The following is a 13,729-nucleotide window of genomic DNA, read 5'->3' as shown; positions in this document are numbered from 1 at the left end:
AATCTGTCTAGTAGGTTTAGTTTCTTGTGCATGCCTGAGTCACCTCGCTTCCCCCTTTTCCGCAACCGTCCAGCCGCCGCGTTGCTCGTCATCTGCCTGAGCGTCTTCGTCATCAGCGTCGACGCCACAATCGTCAACGTCGCGATACCCGCGCTGTCGCGGGAGCTCGACGCCGACACCGCGCAGCTGCAATGGATAGTCGACGCCTACACCCTGGTCATGGCCGGCTTGCTGCTGTCGGCGGGCAGCCTGAGCGATCGCTACGGCAGACGCGGATGGCTCGCGGCCGGCCTGATCATGTTCGCTCTCACGTCCGCCGTCGCGGCCCAGACCAGCACGGCCGACGGTTTGATCGCCGCGCGTGCCGCAATGGGTGTCGGGGCCGCCGTCATCTTCCCCACAACGCTGGCCCTCATCACCAACATCTTCGGCGATCCCGTCGCCCGCGCCAAGGCCATCGGACTGTGGGCCGCGATGGTTGGCGTCGGTGTGGCGGTCGGCCCGATCACCGGTGGCTGGCTGCTCGAGCACTTCGCATGGGGTGCGATCTTCTGGGTCAACGTTCCTGTCGTCGCCGTGGCGATCATCGGCGGATACCTCTTCGTTCCGACGTCCCGCGACCCGGCCACCCCTCCGGTCGACGTCGGCGGTTTGATCCTCTCCTCGCTCGGGGTGACCGTCCTGGTCTACACCGTCATCGAAGCGCCGAACTGGGGGTGGGACACCGTGAAGTCCGTCGTCGGGTTCGCCGTGGCCGCGGCCGTTCTGGGGGTGTTCGGGGTGTGGGAACGCCAGCGCGCCCATCCGATGCTGGATGTATCAGTGTTCGCCAACCGTCGTTTCTCCGGCGGTAGCCTCGCGGTCACCGCTGGCTTTCTCACCTTGTTCGGCTTCATCTTCGTAATCACCCAGTATTTCCAATTCATCAAGTCCTACAGCGCATTCGAGACAGGCGTGCGGTTGCTCCCGGTCGCCGTTTCGATCGCTGTCGGCAGCGGCTTCGGGCCCCGCATCGTCGAGCGGATCGGCACCACCGTTGTCGTCAGCGGAGGTCTTGTGATGTTCTCCGCGGGACTTGCATGGGCGTCCACCGTGGACGCCGCCACGCCGTACCTGGTGATCGCGGCGCAGATGGTTCTGCTCGGCGGGGGGCTTGGCCTGACCACCGCGCCGGCCACCGAGGCGATCATGGGTGCCCTGCCGCCGGATAAGGCAGGCGTCGGCTCGGCCATCAACGACACCACGCGCGAACTCGGCGGCACGCTGGGGGTCGCGATCGTCGGGAGCGTGTTCGCGTCGATGTACTCGAGTCGGCTCGCGGCCGATCCCGTGATTGCGGCGCTGCCCGATGAACTGGGCGCCACGATGGAGCGCTCTATGGCGGCAGCTCAGCAGGTTGTCGCGGAACTGTCGGCCGGCTCGATTCCCTCGGTTCGCGACGCCGTCGATAGCGCCTTCCTGGACGGGCTTCAGGTCGGCTCCCTCGTGTGTGCGGGAATCGCGCTCGGCGCAGCGGCCGTGGTGGCCGTCCTGCTTCCCGCACGCGAGGACCTGACCGCAGCCTCGTCGCCTGCGCGGGAGGGAGAACTCGCTACGAAGGACGGCCCCACCTCTTAAACTCCGGCGGATCGAGGTCGACTGGAATTATTTGACGGAACCGCAGAAGCAGCTCGACGGGCGTGAAATCTACTGGCCCCGCGGCAAAATGCTCGGCGGTTGTTCGTCGATGAACGCGATGATGTGGGTACGTGGTTTCGCGGCCGATTACGACGAATGGGGTGCCCTCGCAGGCGAGGAGTGGGACTTCGCGCACGTGGCGGAGTACTTCGCGAAGATCGAAGCCGGACCGCTGGTCGTCTCGCCGCAACGCAGCCCGCGGAGCTCGACGGCGGCCTGGCTCACGGCCGTGCGCGAATGCGGCTATGACGTCGAAGATCCCAATTGCGATGCGCCCGAAGGGTTCTGTCAAACCGTCGTCACTCAGCGCAAGGGTGCACGGTGGAGTGCGGCGGATGCATACCTCAAACCCGCACTGCGCAGGTCGAACCTGACCTTGCAGACCGAGGCCACGGCCACCAGGGTGCTGTTCGAGGGCAGGCGTGCGGTCGGAGTCGAGTACAACCAGCTCGGTCAGCGCCGCGTCGTGCGGGCGCGCCGTGAGGTGGTGCTGTCGGGCGGCGCGGTGAACAGTCCGCAGCTGTTGATGCTGTCCGGTATCGGAGACCGCGAACAGCTGTCCAGCCACGGCATCGATGTGGTGGCCGATGCGCCCGAGGTGGGCAAGAACATGATGGACCACCTCGCGGTGCCGCTCGGCTTCGACGTGCCAAGCGATTCGCTGTTGGGCGCCGAGAAGCCGCTGCAGTTGCTGAACTACCTGTTCCGCCGCAGGGGCATGCTCACATCGAATGTCGGCGAGGCATACGGGTTCGTCCGCAGCAGGCCGGAGCTCGAAGTCCCTGATCTGGAGCTGATATTCGCTCCCGCGCCGTTCTTCGAGGAGGGCATCGGCGAGCCCTACGAGAGGCACGCGGTGGCGACGGGGCCGATCCTGGTGAAGCCGCGCAGCCGTGGCCACGTCACCTTGAAGTCATCCGATCCGCTGGACAAGCCGATCATTGATCCGCAGTACCTCAGCGACGATGCGGGCGCCGACCGCGCCGCTTTGATCTCGGGATTGCAGATGACCGCGCGGATCGCTCAATCGCCCGCATTGAGTGGGCTGTTCGGCGGAATCGCCCGCCCGGTCGGTGCGACGAGGCTCGACGGCGAGACCTTCGAGCGGGCGATCAACGAGTGCTCGCAGACGCTGTATCACCCGGTGGGAACCTGCCGGATGGGCAGCGATGAGGCGAGCGTGGTCGATCCGCAGCTGCGGGTGCGCGGCGTCGAGGGGCTGCGGGTAGCCGACGCATCGGTGATGCCTGCCATCGTGCGTGGTCACACCCACGCCCCGAGCGTGCTGATCGGGGAGAAGGCCGCTGATCTCATCCGGGCCCGCTGAAAAAGGAACGTCCGTCAGGGTTCGTTTGGCTGCGGTCGCGCCTCGCGCGTTGTTCTGGCCAGCACTTCGGGACCAGACCTCAAGGCCTTTCGCCACGGTGCGACGCCGTCGATCTCGACCTCGATGGTGAAGCTCAGCACCGTGCGGATCAGCACGATCAACCCGAGGATCGCAGCGTCTTCCAGCGACGGCTTGGACGTGACGGTCTTGACGATGTCGGCGGCGACGAGCAATTCGAGGCCGAGAAGTATCGCGCCGCCGATCGCGTTGCGCAGCGTCTTGAAGGCGCGTGCGCCGTCGGTTCGCCGCCATGTCACCAGGGCGAGGCCGATGGCGTAGCCGGTGCCCAACACCATCGATGAGACGCCCAACACCTCGAACGCCTGCGTGGCCCGTTCGAAGAACTGTTCCAACACCACCCGCGTCCCCGTCGTCGATACGTCCTGCGACTCTATTACCGCCGGATTTCCGCCGGAGGCAGAATGGTTGGCGATGACGATGAACGCCAAACGTCGGCGTGCGCACGACAAGCTGGCCGCGATGCCGGGCGTGCGTCCTGTGCGGCGGCCGGTGACACCCGACGGCGACGGCGAGTTCGACCTCTTCTACGTCCGCACCGGCAAGAAGTCGACGACCCCACTGGTGATCATCCCCGGCGGGCCGGGTGCGGCTTCGATCGCGCTGTACCGCGGTCTGCGCAGACACGCGGCGGCAAGGGGTCTCGACGTGATCATGGTCGACCACCGCGGGGTCGGAATGTCGCGCCACGACGACCAGGGCGCTGACCTGCCGCCCGAGGCGCTCACCATCGACCAGGCGGTCAACGACATCGCCGCGGTTCTCGACGACGCCAAGGTCGGCAAGGCGGTCATCTACGGCACCTCGTACGGCACGTATGTCGCTGCGGGAGTCGGTGTGCGCCACCCCGATCGTGTGCATGCCATGGTGCTCGACTCGCCGTTGCTGTCGGCCGACGACATCGACGCCGCGCGCGACGAAACACGTCGGGTGCTGTGGGACGGTGACGATCCCGACACCGCCACGCTTGCGCCCAAGGTGCGAAAGCTCGTCGACGAGGGGGTGCTGACACCCGCTGACGGACAGCTCACAGCAGCCGTCTACGGACTCGCGGGGCCCGCGGTGCTGATGCGTCAACTCGACCTGCTGTTGCAGGACAGGCGCGGCCTGTGGACCGTGCTGGATCAGGCGTCGCGGTATCTGTTCGAACGCAAGGCGCCGTATCGCAACGAACCGGATCTGGTCGGGCGCATCGGTTTTCGAGAACTCAACTATGGTGCGGCGCCGGACGGCAGACCGTTGGATCCGGCCGCCGCCTTCCAGGAATTGGCCGCTGCGCATGAGGATTTCGAGACCGAGCCGTACGACCTCGCTGCGCTGATGCCGACATTCGGTTGGCCGACGATCGTCATCTCGGGTGGACGCGATCTGATCACGCCGCGGGCGGTCGCCGAGGAGATCGTTGCGCTCGTCCCCGATTCCGTTCTCGTCGACCTGCCGACCGCTGGCCACAGCGTCATCGACGCCCGTGAACGCACCGCGCTCGATATCGTCGAAGCGGTCTACGACGGCGACATCTCACCGCTTTCCACGCGCGGGAAAGAACTGGATGCGGTGCCGGCGAGTTTGGGTATCCGGCTGTTGGTGGGGGCGCTCGGTGCTGCCGCAGTCGTCGAATCCGCGTTGCCCGCTGCGATTCCGCGTGCAATTCGACGGGTGACTTCGTAACCGGATCGTGCGGTGGCCGAGTTGGCCCATACGGCAGAATGGTGCGGATGACGGCTTATCCGCATGCGATGGGAGGCAATGGTGCCGCTGCGTGATTTCCTCGTCTCGCCCGGTTTCGTCGGCGTGGCGGCAGTGGTCGCGGCGTTCATCGTGCTCTGTGCTGTTCTCTTCTCGATCCGGCGGGCGGGCAAACGGCACGATAAGGACCTCGAGCAGCGCGAGCGACACCACCAGGCGGCGCGCGACGCCGAGCAGCAAGCGAAGAGTTCTGCGCAGTGCTGGCAGACGTTCACGTGGCTGGTGGACACGGCAGGCGTCGAACCCGCGGCCGGTGAGGGGGCGACCCTCGGCCTCGGCCCTGAACTGGCCATGGCGACCCTTCGAGGCCTGCTTCGCGATGCCGAGCGGCTCGAGGACGAAACCCTCGCCGACGCCGTGACCGCTTACCAGAATCAGTTGGCTCTGGTTTTGGCCCAGCAGGGTGGCCCGCTTGCCGAGCTCGCGGGACGCACACCCCCGCCGCCGCAGAAAGAAAGAACGCGCAAGCCGCAGGCGGCCGCCAAGGAGCAGCCGGCTGCCAGGGCCGCGGAAGACCAGCCGGACAAGACGCCCGCACCCGACGACACCGCGACGGCGGCCACCGAAATGGCCGGCGACGGACGGCGACACCGACGATGACGTCGCTACAGAGCCATATCTCCGACCTCGGGGTTGACGAGTGGGCCTCGCTGACCCGTCGCACCGCGGCAGAGGCCGTTGAGGCCGCGAAGCGCCGCGGGAAGACGCCACCTGCGGCGCTGGTTGCGGTCGCCACGATGACCGAGGACCAGCTCCTCGACCGTCGCACGCGCAACGGCCCGGCCAGACAACGGCTTTCGCCGGTCATGGCGCTGGTCGAGGCCGATCACCTGCGCCGGATCGCCGAGGAGCGCGCACAGACTGCACATCAGGACAAGCTGGATGCCGAGGCCGCCGCGGCGGCGGCGCGAGTCGAGGCCGACGAGTCGTCCCGTACAGCCGACGCCGCGCGTGCGCAGTTGCGCACGGCGCAGCAGCACGTCGCCGAGAAGGACATGGAACGGGCGGCCGAGCGGGCGGCCGCCACGGAGGCGCACGAACGCGCGCTGCAGCAGGTGCGCGTCGAGCTCGAGAATGTTCGCGCCGATGCTGCAGCCGACATCGCGGCGGCGCATGAGAAGGCGGCCGCCGCGGAATCTCGTGCCGAGCAGCGCACCAGCGAGCGCACAGCCGCCAGCGAGGCGGCCGAAAAAACGGTTCAGCATGTGCGCGCCGAGCTGGAACAGGTCCGCGCCGATTCCGATGCCGTGGTCACCGCGGCCCGTGAGCGGGCGACGGCTGCCGAGGCCCGTGCCCAGCAGCGAGCCGCAGAGCGCACGGCGGCAACGGAAGCCGCCGAGCAGACGGCACAGCAGCTCCGCGGTGAGCTCAAGCGGCTGCGCGCCGAGGCCGACGCCGAGATCGCCGCGGCGCGCGGGTGGGCCGCGGGCGAGGCGGCAGCCGTGCGGGAGGCGGCGGAGGCCGAGGTGGCGCGTGCCTACGCGACTGCCGACGAGGCTGTCCGAAAGGCACAGGCGCGCGCGACGCGCACGTTGTCGATGCCGGTTCCTCCGCTTGACTTTCGTTCGGAGACAGCACATATCGAGAATGCACTCAACGCGCTGCACCAGATCGACTACATGCTGGAAGTCGGCATGGCCGATGAAGGCGACGACGATATCCCGGTCGATGTCGACATCATGCAGACGTTGGCGCGGGTTGTGCACGAGCACGCGATCTACCTGTGCGACGAAGCGAAAGACGGCACAGACGTGGTGCACCGCAACGAGGAAACCGCCGCCTACGCCGAGGATGCCGCAGACGCATTCCGCGGGTTTCTGCAGCGCATCGAGATCGTCGTGCGGCGGCTGGACACCTACCGCAGCCCTCGTGCAGAGATCGTGAACTTCTTCACCGCGATGCTTGCCGACCCATGGGTGCAACGCGCCCGCACGCTGGGCCCGAAGCCGCAGTGAGGTAATCCGCGACGGGTTACTTCACGAAGCCGATCTTGGTGTAGTCCAGGTCGCCGATGCCGGCCGGACCGAAGTTCGCCAAGCTGCTTCGCACTGCGACGTTGCCTGCCGATTGAAACAGCGGCAGGCTGAAGCCGATGTCGAAGATCATCTTGTCGAGGTCGTTGGCCAGCTTGCGGGCCTTGGCGGGGTCGAGTTCGTCGAAGGTCGCCTCGGCTTTCGCGTCGATCTCCTGGCTGCTGATCTTGCCGAAGTTGCTCTCCGCGTTGGTCGTGTAGATCTGGTTGAGGCAGCAGAGCGAGAATGCGTCACCGACCCAGCTGAACTGTGCGATGTCGAAGTCGCCCGGGATGATGTAGTTGCTGAAGAACCCGGTGCCGCCCTTGGTGTCGAGCTCGAGCTTCACCCCGATCTGAGCCAGGCTGTTCTGGGCGATCTGGCCGATCTGCTTCGTCGTGTCGGCGTCGAAGAGCACATCGCGGATCACCAGCTGGCGGCCGTCCTTCTCTCGGAATTGGCCGTTCATCCGCCAGCCGAGGGCGTCGAGTTCCTGCTTGGCCTTTTCGGGGTCGTAGGCGACGGGTCCGCTGTTGTCCTGGTAGCCATCCTGGCCCGCTACGAAGATGTGGTTGTTCAGCGGTGTCGGCTTGTCGACGAGGCCGCGCTGGCTGACGTTGGCGATGGCCTGCCTGTCGATGCCCTTGGCCACCGCGAGGCGCAGCGCCTTGTCGGAGAGGATCGATCCGGGTGCGCCGTTGAACGTGAAGTGATACCAGCTGGCGCCGGGTGCTCGCCGAATCGAGATGCCGGCGGTGTTGCGCGCCGTGGTCAACTCGGGCAGCGAGGCGACAGCGGTGGCATCGATGGTGTTGTTCTGCAGAGCGGGAATACGCGCTTTGTCGTCGAGCACCAGATATGTGATGCTGTCGAGCAGCGGCGGTGTGCCCCACCATTCCGGGTTGCGTTTCAACGTGATTCGCTGCGAGGTGCGGTCGAGATCGGTGACGATGAACGGTCCCGCGGATGGGCCGGGCCGGTCGAGTTGTCCTTTGTTGAACACCTCCGGGTCGGCGGTCATGCTTCTGGGTAGCAGCATCGTGTTGCCTGCGAACATTCCTCGCCACTCCGAGAACGGCTTTGCGAAGGTGACGACCGCTTGCCGGTCGTCAACGCCGCGGGTCACTTTTTCTACGCGGTCGGCACCGTTGGGACTGGCGACGCGGAACTCTTTGTTCTTGCCGCTGGTCGCGTTGATTTGGGACGCGATGTCTTCCCAGGTGATCGGGGCGCCGTCGCTCCAGACCGCTTTGGGGTTGATCGTGTATGTGGCGACCTGCGGGTTTTCACTGGTCAGCTTGACGTCGGTGAAGTAGTCGGTGTTGACCGTCGTCGTGCCATCGGAGGCGACGCGGAAGGCGCGCGGCATGGTGGTCCGCAGCATCGAGCCGGTGTCGGCTTCGTTGCCGTCGATGTGAAGGCTGTTGAAGTTCGAGGGGTAACCGCTCAACGCCAGTCGCAGATTGCCGCCTTGGCGCAATGTGGCCGGGTCCTGCGGGTTGATGTCGCTGGTCTTGCCGACCTCGGCGTTGCCTCCGGCAGGCGGTGCCTCCTTGTCGCCGCCCGAACAGCCGGTGATCGTGAGACCGGCGACCAACAGGGCCGCAGCTAAGCGTCGGAGCTTCATCCGAACGACTCTAGCCGCGGTCCGGCTCGGGTTGAGGAACCGCGGCCAGCAACTTGGCTGTGTATTCGGCGGTGGGGTTGGCGAAGACCTGATCAGCCTCGCCGTGCTCGACAATCCTGCCCTTGCACATCACCGCCACGTGATGCGCGAGGTGCTTCACCACCGACAGGTCGTGAGAGACGAACAGATAGGCGAGGCCGAACCTGTCCTGCAGGTCGAGCAGCAGGTTGATGATGCCGGCCTGAATCGAGACGTCGAGCGCAGACACCGGTTCGTCGAGCGCAAGGATCTTCGGTTGCAGCGCCAACGCGCGTGCGATACCGATGCGCTGCTTCTGGCCGCCGGAGAATTCGGCCGGGTAGCGATCGGCGTCGACCCTGCGCATGCCCACGATCTCCAACAGTTCGGAGATCCGGTCGTCAATGCGCTTCTTGTCGAAACCGTTGGCGGTCAACGGTTCGGCGAGCACCTCGAAGACCGGGAGCCGTGGATCCAGGGAGGCCACCGGATCCTGAAACACCACCTGCAGATCGCCCCGCAGTGCCCGTCGGCCCTTCGCGTCCAAGGACGCGACGTCGGCGCCGAGCACTTCGATGGAGCCTGCCTGCGGCGCGGTCAGGTCCAAGATTTGATGCAACGTCGTCGATTTGCCCGATCCGGACTCTCCGACGATGCCCAATGTGCGACCCTGCTGCAGTTCGAAGCTGACGCCGTCGACGGCACGTACCTCGCCGATCGTGCGCCGCAACACCACTCCCTTGGTGAGTTTGTATGTCTTGGCGAGGTTTTCGACACGCAGGACGACGGGGCCGTCTGCGTCAATGCGGTCGGCCGTATCCGGTTCGGTCGAGATGCCGTAGATGTCGGCGGCGCTGCGGCCTGCGACCTCCTCGGTTCGGATGCAGGCTGCGCTGTGGCCGGTGCCGACGGTGATCAGCTCCGGTTCTGCGGCACGGCAGTCGTCGATGGCAAGCGGGCACCGTGGTGCGAACGTACAGCCCTGCGGCAGCGACGCCAGTGACGGCGGTGCACCGGGAATGGGCACAAGCCGCGCACCCTGCGGCGCGTCGAGTCGCGGCACCGAACCGAGAAGGCCTGCGGTGTAGGGCATCCGGCGATCGCGGTAGAGCTGGCCGACCGATGCGACCTCGACGGCACGCCCCGCGTACATGACGAGGGCGCGGTCGGCGAACTCGGCGACGACGCCGAGGTCGTGGGTGATGATCAGCACACCGGCACCGGTGACGTCGCGCGCAGTCTTCAGCACTTCGAGGATCTGCGCCTGCACGGTCACATCCAGCGCGGTGGTCGGCTCGTCGCAGATCAGCAGATCGGGGTCGTTGGCGATGGCGATGGCGATGACGACGCGCTGGCGTTCGCCACCGGACAGCTCGTGCGGGAATGCCCTCGCACGCCTTTCGGGCTGCGCTATGCCCACCAATTCCAGTAGTTCGACGGCGCGGGCGCGCGCTGCCTTGCGGGTGACGTCGCTGTTGTGCACCTCGATCGCCTCGGCGATCTGGTCGCCGATGGTGTACACGGGCGTCAGGGCCGACATCGGATCCTGGAACACCGTCCCGATGGACTTTCCCCGCACCCGGGACATGCCCTGGTCGGAGCGCCCGAGCAGTTCGTCACCGTGCATGCGGACGGACCCCGTCACCTCGGCGTACTCCGGAAGCAATCCGACCACGGCCATCGCGCTCGCCGACTTGCCCGCGCCGGATTCGCCGACCAGCGCGACGACCTCACCGGAATCGACGTGATAGTTCATCCCGCGAACGGCTGCGACGCGTTCGGATTCCGTCGGGAAGTTCACGGTGAGGCCACGCACCTCGAGCAGACTCATCTGCGTCGCCTCCGCAGCGGCCTCGAGCCGGGATCGAGCGCGTCGCGTAGACCGTCACCGATGAGGTTGGTGCACAACACGATCAGCACCAGGATACCCGCGGGGAACAGGAAGACCCACGGAAATATCGTGGCGGAACTGGAGCCGTCGGCGATGAGGGTGCCGAGCGACACGTCGGGCGGCTGGATACCGAAACCGAGGAAGCTCAATCCGGTTTCGCCGATGATCGCAGTACCGACGTTGAGCGTGGTGTCGATGATCAGCAGGGACGCCACATTGGGCAGGATGTGGCGAACGATGATCCGCCAATTCGGCACCCCCATGTACCGTGCGGCCACGACGTATTCGCGTTCGCGGAGACTCATCGTCATACCGCGGACGATGCGTGAGCTGATCATCCAGCCGAACACAGAGAACAAGAGGATCAACCAGAAGACACGATCGGCTGACCCCAGTCGCGGTGTGACGATCGCGATCACGATGAAGCTCGGCACCACGAGCAACAGGTCGACCAGCCACATCAGGCGGCGATCGCGCCATCCGCCGAAGTAACCGGCGATCGCCCCGACCGTTGCGGCCAGGATCGTCGAGATGAGAGCTACGCAGACGCCGATCAGCATCGACTTCTGCATTCCGCGAAGCGTCAGCGCGAACAGATCCTGCCCGAGTGCATTCGTGCCGAACCAGTGGTCGGCGCTGGGTGGCTGCTGCAACGCGTAGTAGTCCAGATCGGTATAGCTGTAGGGCAGCAGCGGAGGCAGCGCATAACAGCCGACGAAGAACAGTACGAGCAGAACAAGGGAGACGACGGCGGGCTTGTTGCGTAAGAATCTGCGCCGGACGAGTGTCCGCCGCGAGGCGAACCGGTGCGCATCGAGACCCGACTGCGCGGTCGTCGCCGTCTCCGTCGTCACCGGCTCACTCATGCCACACGCACCCTCGGATCCAGCGCAGCATAGATGACGTCGGAGAGCAGACCGGCGAAAAGTACGGCGGCACCGGTGAACACCGTTACCGCGGCGATGATGTTGGTGTCCTGGGTGGCGATGCCCTGCACCACCCATTCGCCCATGCCGTGCCAGCCGAAAATCTTCTCGGTGAACACCGCTCCAGTGACCAAACCGCTTATGCCGTAGGCGAACAGCGTCGCCATCGGTATCAGCGCGGTGCGCAGGCCATGCTTGAACAGTGCCTGCCGCCGGGTCAGTCCCTTGGCGCGCGCGGTGCGGATGAAGTCCTGCCCGAGCACATCCAACATCGCGTTGCGCTGGTACCGGCTGTAGCCGGCGGTGCCCAGCAGGGCGAGCGTGAATGTCGGCAGCACAAGATGCTGGACCCGGTCGACGAACTGGTTCCACCCACCGCTGACGGCCTCGGGCGACGTCTCTCCGATGTACTCGAACAATTGCACTCCGACAACCGAGTTGGCCCCGTTCGCGGCGAGGATCAGCAGATAGGCGGTGACGAACACCGGTGTGCTCAACAACAGCAGGGACACCGCAGTGATGACGCGGTCGCTCAGGTGGTACTGCCGGATCGCACCCCAGGCGCCGACCACGACACCGATGAACGTGCCGAGCAGCGCGCCGATGACCAGCAGCCGCAAGCTGACCCCGACGCGGCGGCCCAGCTCAGCAGAGATCGGCTGGCCCGTGATCGTCGTGCCGAAGTCGCCGGTCACGGCGCCCGATGCCCAGCGTGCGTACCGGATGGGGATCGGGCGGTCCAGGTTCAACTCGGCGGCCTTCGCGTCGATGACCGTCTGCGGCGGCCTCGGATTGCGTGACTCGAGGCTGTCCAGCGGCCTGAACGACGTGGAGGTCAGCGTGAACGTGAGGAATGACGCGAGGATAAGTAGCAGGACGTAGTTGAGCAGCCGCCGCGCGAGAAACCGCGTCATCGGCGACGTCCGGCAGCAGGCATGCGCACAGGGTAGGAGATCGCGGGCTGTGAGGCCGATACCCCTGGCTGCGGCGCGGCTAGCCAATTCCCACCCGGTCTTAAGCGAGGCTTCAGAAAACGCGAGTTCACTGGTTGTCACCTGCACTTTTCCCGGTTCGCCGCGCCGCAGGGGTTGAGTCGGCAACGGCCATGAAAGGGAATACGACAATGGATTCAAAGAAGACGGGCACGGTGAAACTGCTGGCCGCGGCGATCGGCGGGAGCGCAGTGGTGACGATGGGTGCGCTGGCGATGAGCGTTCATCAGCACACGATGGGCGCGGAGAACGTCGCCGTCGGCAAGATGACCATGGCGGCGACAACGACCGCCTCGGGCAAGGACGACACCGTCGAGGCCACGTCGATGGCCGTGCCGGTGATCAAGGGCCCGGCGCCGCTACCCGCCGACTAACGCCCGTCCTCGGCTGTCATCCGGGCAACGTTTCACCTTTCACCCTTCCGGTTACCCAACGTGCCGGAGGGGTCGTCGCGGACCTCTCGAAGAACAGTTCGACCGGCCGTCCTGGCTGGATGGGACGGCTGACCAGTAACTGAATTGGAGTGGTCAGAAGATGATTTCGCGGAAGATGAAACTGGCTTCGGCGACTGTAGGTGCGAGTGCTGTGGTCGCCATGGGCGCGTTGACAGCGGGGCTGAGCGAGGAACCCGGATCAGCGACCGTCGTGTCCAGCACCCAGATGACGCTCGGCGAGACGAGCACGATCGAAAAGGCTGCTACCGAGGTCGAGACATCGGTCGCGGTCCCCGAGGTGGTTGCCGAGCCGCCTGAGGGCTTTGGTCCGTAATCCCGAAGTGGCGCCGGTCAGTTCCCGGTCGGCGGTCGACCCTCTCCGATTCGGTCGAGGGTCAGCGTCGGCGTCGGCCCGGTGCGGGTGGCTTCGACGGTGACCGTGTCCTTGGCGGCGACGGACTTGTCGGGCACGACCGACGCTGAGGGAAACTCGTAGATCTGCGTGAACCTGTCGTCGCTGCGGATCACGATCTGAGACAACGTGAGTTCGTCGACGACGCCCGTCTGCGTCATTTTCGTGGTATAGCCGCCGTGTCCGTCGGAGACCCACGTACTCGCTGTGCAGTACGCCCGCAGCGTCAGTTGGGGTTTGTGCAGGTGGAATCGCGTCGGGTCGCGGCGGCGGCGAATGCGCCGGGCCCCGCGGCCCGCTGGCCGGCGCGTGAGGCGACCCCTGGGTCGCCGCATAGATTGCGGCCCCTCCCAGCCCTCCGATGACCCCTGCAACCGCGACCGCCGCGAGCGCCTGACGCCCGGCCCAGCGCCGTGGTGTCGGCTGTTCTGCATCGTCGGACGTCACGGGGCCACTGTGCAGCGCCTAGATGCGAACCGGCTGAGGGCGCCGTCGGTACCGCATGGGTGGATCGACGTTCACAGTGCGCACACAGAAGCGGCACAGCGTCCGCTAACGCCACCGGCGAATAATGGACGTCGTGCGTACC

12 protein-coding genes and 1 pseudogene are annotated in these 13,729 nt (G+C 66.1%); 7 read left to right on the top strand and 6 right to left on the bottom strand.

Going from position 1 to position 13,729, the window contains the following annotated elements; genetic code table 11:
* The first annotated feature begins 30 nt into the window (after positions 1-30).
* The gene (locus C6A82_RS19635; RefSeq protein ID WP_105348648.1) at positions 31-1,617 is read left to right on the top strand and encodes an MFS transporter; all 1,587 of its coding nucleotides are present in this window, start codon (positions 31-33) and stop codon (positions 1,615-1,617) included.
* Positions 1,616-3,004: pseudogene (locus C6A82_RS19630) on the top strand (GMC family oxidoreductase); the annotation flags it as partial. The gene C6A82_RS19635 and the pseudogene C6A82_RS19630, both read left to right, overlap by 2 nt.
* 14 nt (positions 3,005-3,018) lie before the next feature.
* On the opposite strand, the gene C6A82_RS19625 reads toward C6A82_RS19630, so the two are convergent.
* Positions 3,019-3,423 carry a DUF1622 domain-containing protein gene (locus C6A82_RS19625; RefSeq protein ID WP_311101420.1) on the bottom strand — a complete coding sequence of 135 codons (405 nt, stop codon included), beginning with the start codon at positions 3,421-3,423 and terminating at the stop codon, positions 3,019-3,021.
* Positions 3,424-3,496: 73 nt separating this feature from the next.
* On the opposite strand from C6A82_RS19625, the gene C6A82_RS19620 reads away from it, so the two are divergent.
* From C6A82_RS19620 to C6A82_RS19610, 3 genes are all read left to right on the top strand, one after another.
* Complete coding sequence (locus tag C6A82_RS19620) at positions 3,497-4,750, top strand: alpha/beta fold hydrolase (RefSeq protein ID WP_105343820.1); 1,254 nt, start codon at positions 3,497-3,499, stop codon at positions 4,748-4,750.
* Positions 4,751-4,813: 63 nt separating this feature from the next.
* Positions 4,814-5,428, top strand: a complete 615-nt coding sequence (locus C6A82_RS19615) for a hypothetical protein (protein ID WP_142405912.1) — start codon at positions 4,814-4,816, stop codon at positions 5,426-5,428.
* Positions 5,425-6,783 (top strand): hypothetical protein, encoded by a 1,359-nt coding sequence (locus C6A82_RS19610; protein ID WP_105343816.1) that lies wholly within the window; start codon positions 5,425-5,427, stop codon positions 6,781-6,783. Before C6A82_RS19615 ends, C6A82_RS19610 begins: the two co-directional genes overlap by 4 nt.
* Before the next feature lie 16 nt (positions 6,784-6,799).
* Here C6A82_RS19610 and C6A82_RS19605 read toward each other — a convergent pair whose 3' ends face one another.
* From C6A82_RS19605 to C6A82_RS19590, 4 genes are read right to left on the bottom strand one after another with little or no spacing between them, the layout of a single operon-like run.
* Positions 6,800-8,467, bottom strand: coding sequence for an ABC transporter family substrate-binding protein (locus tag C6A82_RS19605; protein ID WP_105343814.1), 1,668 nt, complete (start codon positions 8,465-8,467; stop codon positions 6,800-6,802).
* Positions 8,468-8,477: 10 nt separating this feature from the next.
* Positions 8,478-10,316 (bottom strand): ABC transporter ATP-binding protein, encoded by a 1,839-nt coding sequence (locus C6A82_RS19600; RefSeq protein ID WP_105343812.1) that lies wholly within the window; start codon positions 10,314-10,316, stop codon positions 8,478-8,480.
* Positions 10,313-11,242 carry an ABC transporter permease gene (locus tag C6A82_RS19595; protein WP_199193680.1) on the bottom strand — a complete coding sequence of 310 codons (930 nt, stop codon included), beginning with the start codon at positions 11,240-11,242 and terminating at the stop codon, positions 10,313-10,315. The genes C6A82_RS19600 and C6A82_RS19595 overlap by 4 nt, the downstream gene beginning before the upstream one ends.
* Positions 11,239-12,216, bottom strand: coding sequence for an ABC transporter permease (locus C6A82_RS19590; protein ID WP_105343810.1), 978 nt, complete (start codon positions 12,214-12,216; stop codon positions 11,239-11,241). Before C6A82_RS19590 ends, C6A82_RS19595 begins: the two co-directional genes overlap by 4 nt.
* Positions 12,217-12,425: 209 nt before the next feature.
* Between C6A82_RS19590 and C6A82_RS19585 the strand changes: the two genes are divergently transcribed.
* Together C6A82_RS19585 and C6A82_RS19580 are read left to right on the top strand one after the other, a co-directional pair.
* The gene (locus C6A82_RS19585) at positions 12,426-12,668 is read left to right on the top strand and encodes a hypothetical protein (RefSeq protein ID WP_105343808.1); all 243 of its coding nucleotides are present in this window, start codon (positions 12,426-12,428) and stop codon (positions 12,666-12,668) included.
* A 211-nt stretch (positions 12,669-12,879) separates the two neighbouring features.
* A complete protein-coding gene (locus C6A82_RS19580) occupies positions 12,880-13,062 on the top strand; it encodes a hypothetical protein (RefSeq protein WP_233216851.1) in 183 nt (60 codons plus the stop codon).
* Between the two features lie 17 nt (positions 13,063-13,079).
* Here C6A82_RS19580 and C6A82_RS19575 read toward each other — a convergent pair whose 3' ends face one another.
* Positions 13,080-13,301 carry a hypothetical protein gene (locus tag C6A82_RS19575; protein WP_105343803.1) on the bottom strand — a complete coding sequence of 74 codons (222 nt, stop codon included), beginning with the start codon at positions 13,299-13,301 and terminating at the stop codon, positions 13,080-13,082.
* Positions 13,302-13,729: the final 428 nt, after the last annotated feature.

It is taken from the genome of Mycobacterium sp. ITM-2016-00318 (assembly GCF_002968285.2).
In the GTDB taxonomy this organism is placed as follows: Bacteria; Actinomycetota; Actinomycetes; order Mycobacteriales; family Mycobacteriaceae; genus Mycobacterium.
Note: the sequence above shows the minus strand (reverse complement) of the source record. Positions and strands in the feature narration are given on the sequence as shown.

What these genes read in the sequence shown, in the direction of transcription:
- C6A82_RS19635 (WP_105348648.1), top strand. Translation starts at nt 31, where the DNA reads ATGCCTGAGTCACCTCGCTTCCCCCTTTTCCGCAACCGTCCAGCCGCC.
- C6A82_RS19620 (WP_105343820.1), top strand. Translation starts at nt 3,497, where the DNA reads ATGACGATGAACGCCAAACGTCGGCGTGCGCACGACAAGCTGGCCGCG.
- C6A82_RS19615 (WP_142405912.1), top strand. Translation starts at nt 4,814, where the DNA reads ATGCGATGGGAGGCAATGGTGCCGCTGCGTGATTTCCTCGTCTCGCCC.
- C6A82_RS19610 (WP_105343816.1), top strand. Translation starts at nt 5,425, where the DNA reads ATGACGTCGCTACAGAGCCATATCTCCGACCTCGGGGTTGACGAGTGG.
- C6A82_RS19605 (WP_105343814.1), bottom strand. Translation starts at nt 8,467, where the DNA reads ATGAAGCTCCGACGCTTAGCTGCGGCCCTGTTGGTCGCCGGTCTCACG.
- C6A82_RS19600 (WP_105343812.1), bottom strand. Translation starts at nt 10,316, where the DNA reads ATGAGTCTGCTCGAGGTGCGTGGCCTCACCGTGAACTTCCCGACGGAA.
- C6A82_RS19595 (WP_199193680.1), bottom strand. Translation starts at nt 11,242, where the DNA reads ATGAGTGAGCCGGTGACGACGGAGACGGCGACGACCGCGCAGTCGGGT.
- C6A82_RS19590 (WP_105343810.1), bottom strand. Translation starts at nt 12,216, where the DNA reads ATGACGCGGTTTCTCGCGCGGCGGCTGCTCAACTACGTCCTGCTACTT.
- C6A82_RS19585 (WP_105343808.1), top strand. Translation starts at nt 12,426, where the DNA reads ATGGATTCAAAGAAGACGGGCACGGTGAAACTGCTGGCCGCGGCGATC.
- C6A82_RS19575 (WP_105343803.1), bottom strand. Translation starts at nt 13,301, where the DNA reads ATGACGCAGACGGGCGTCGTCGACGAACTCACGTTGTCTCAGATCGTG.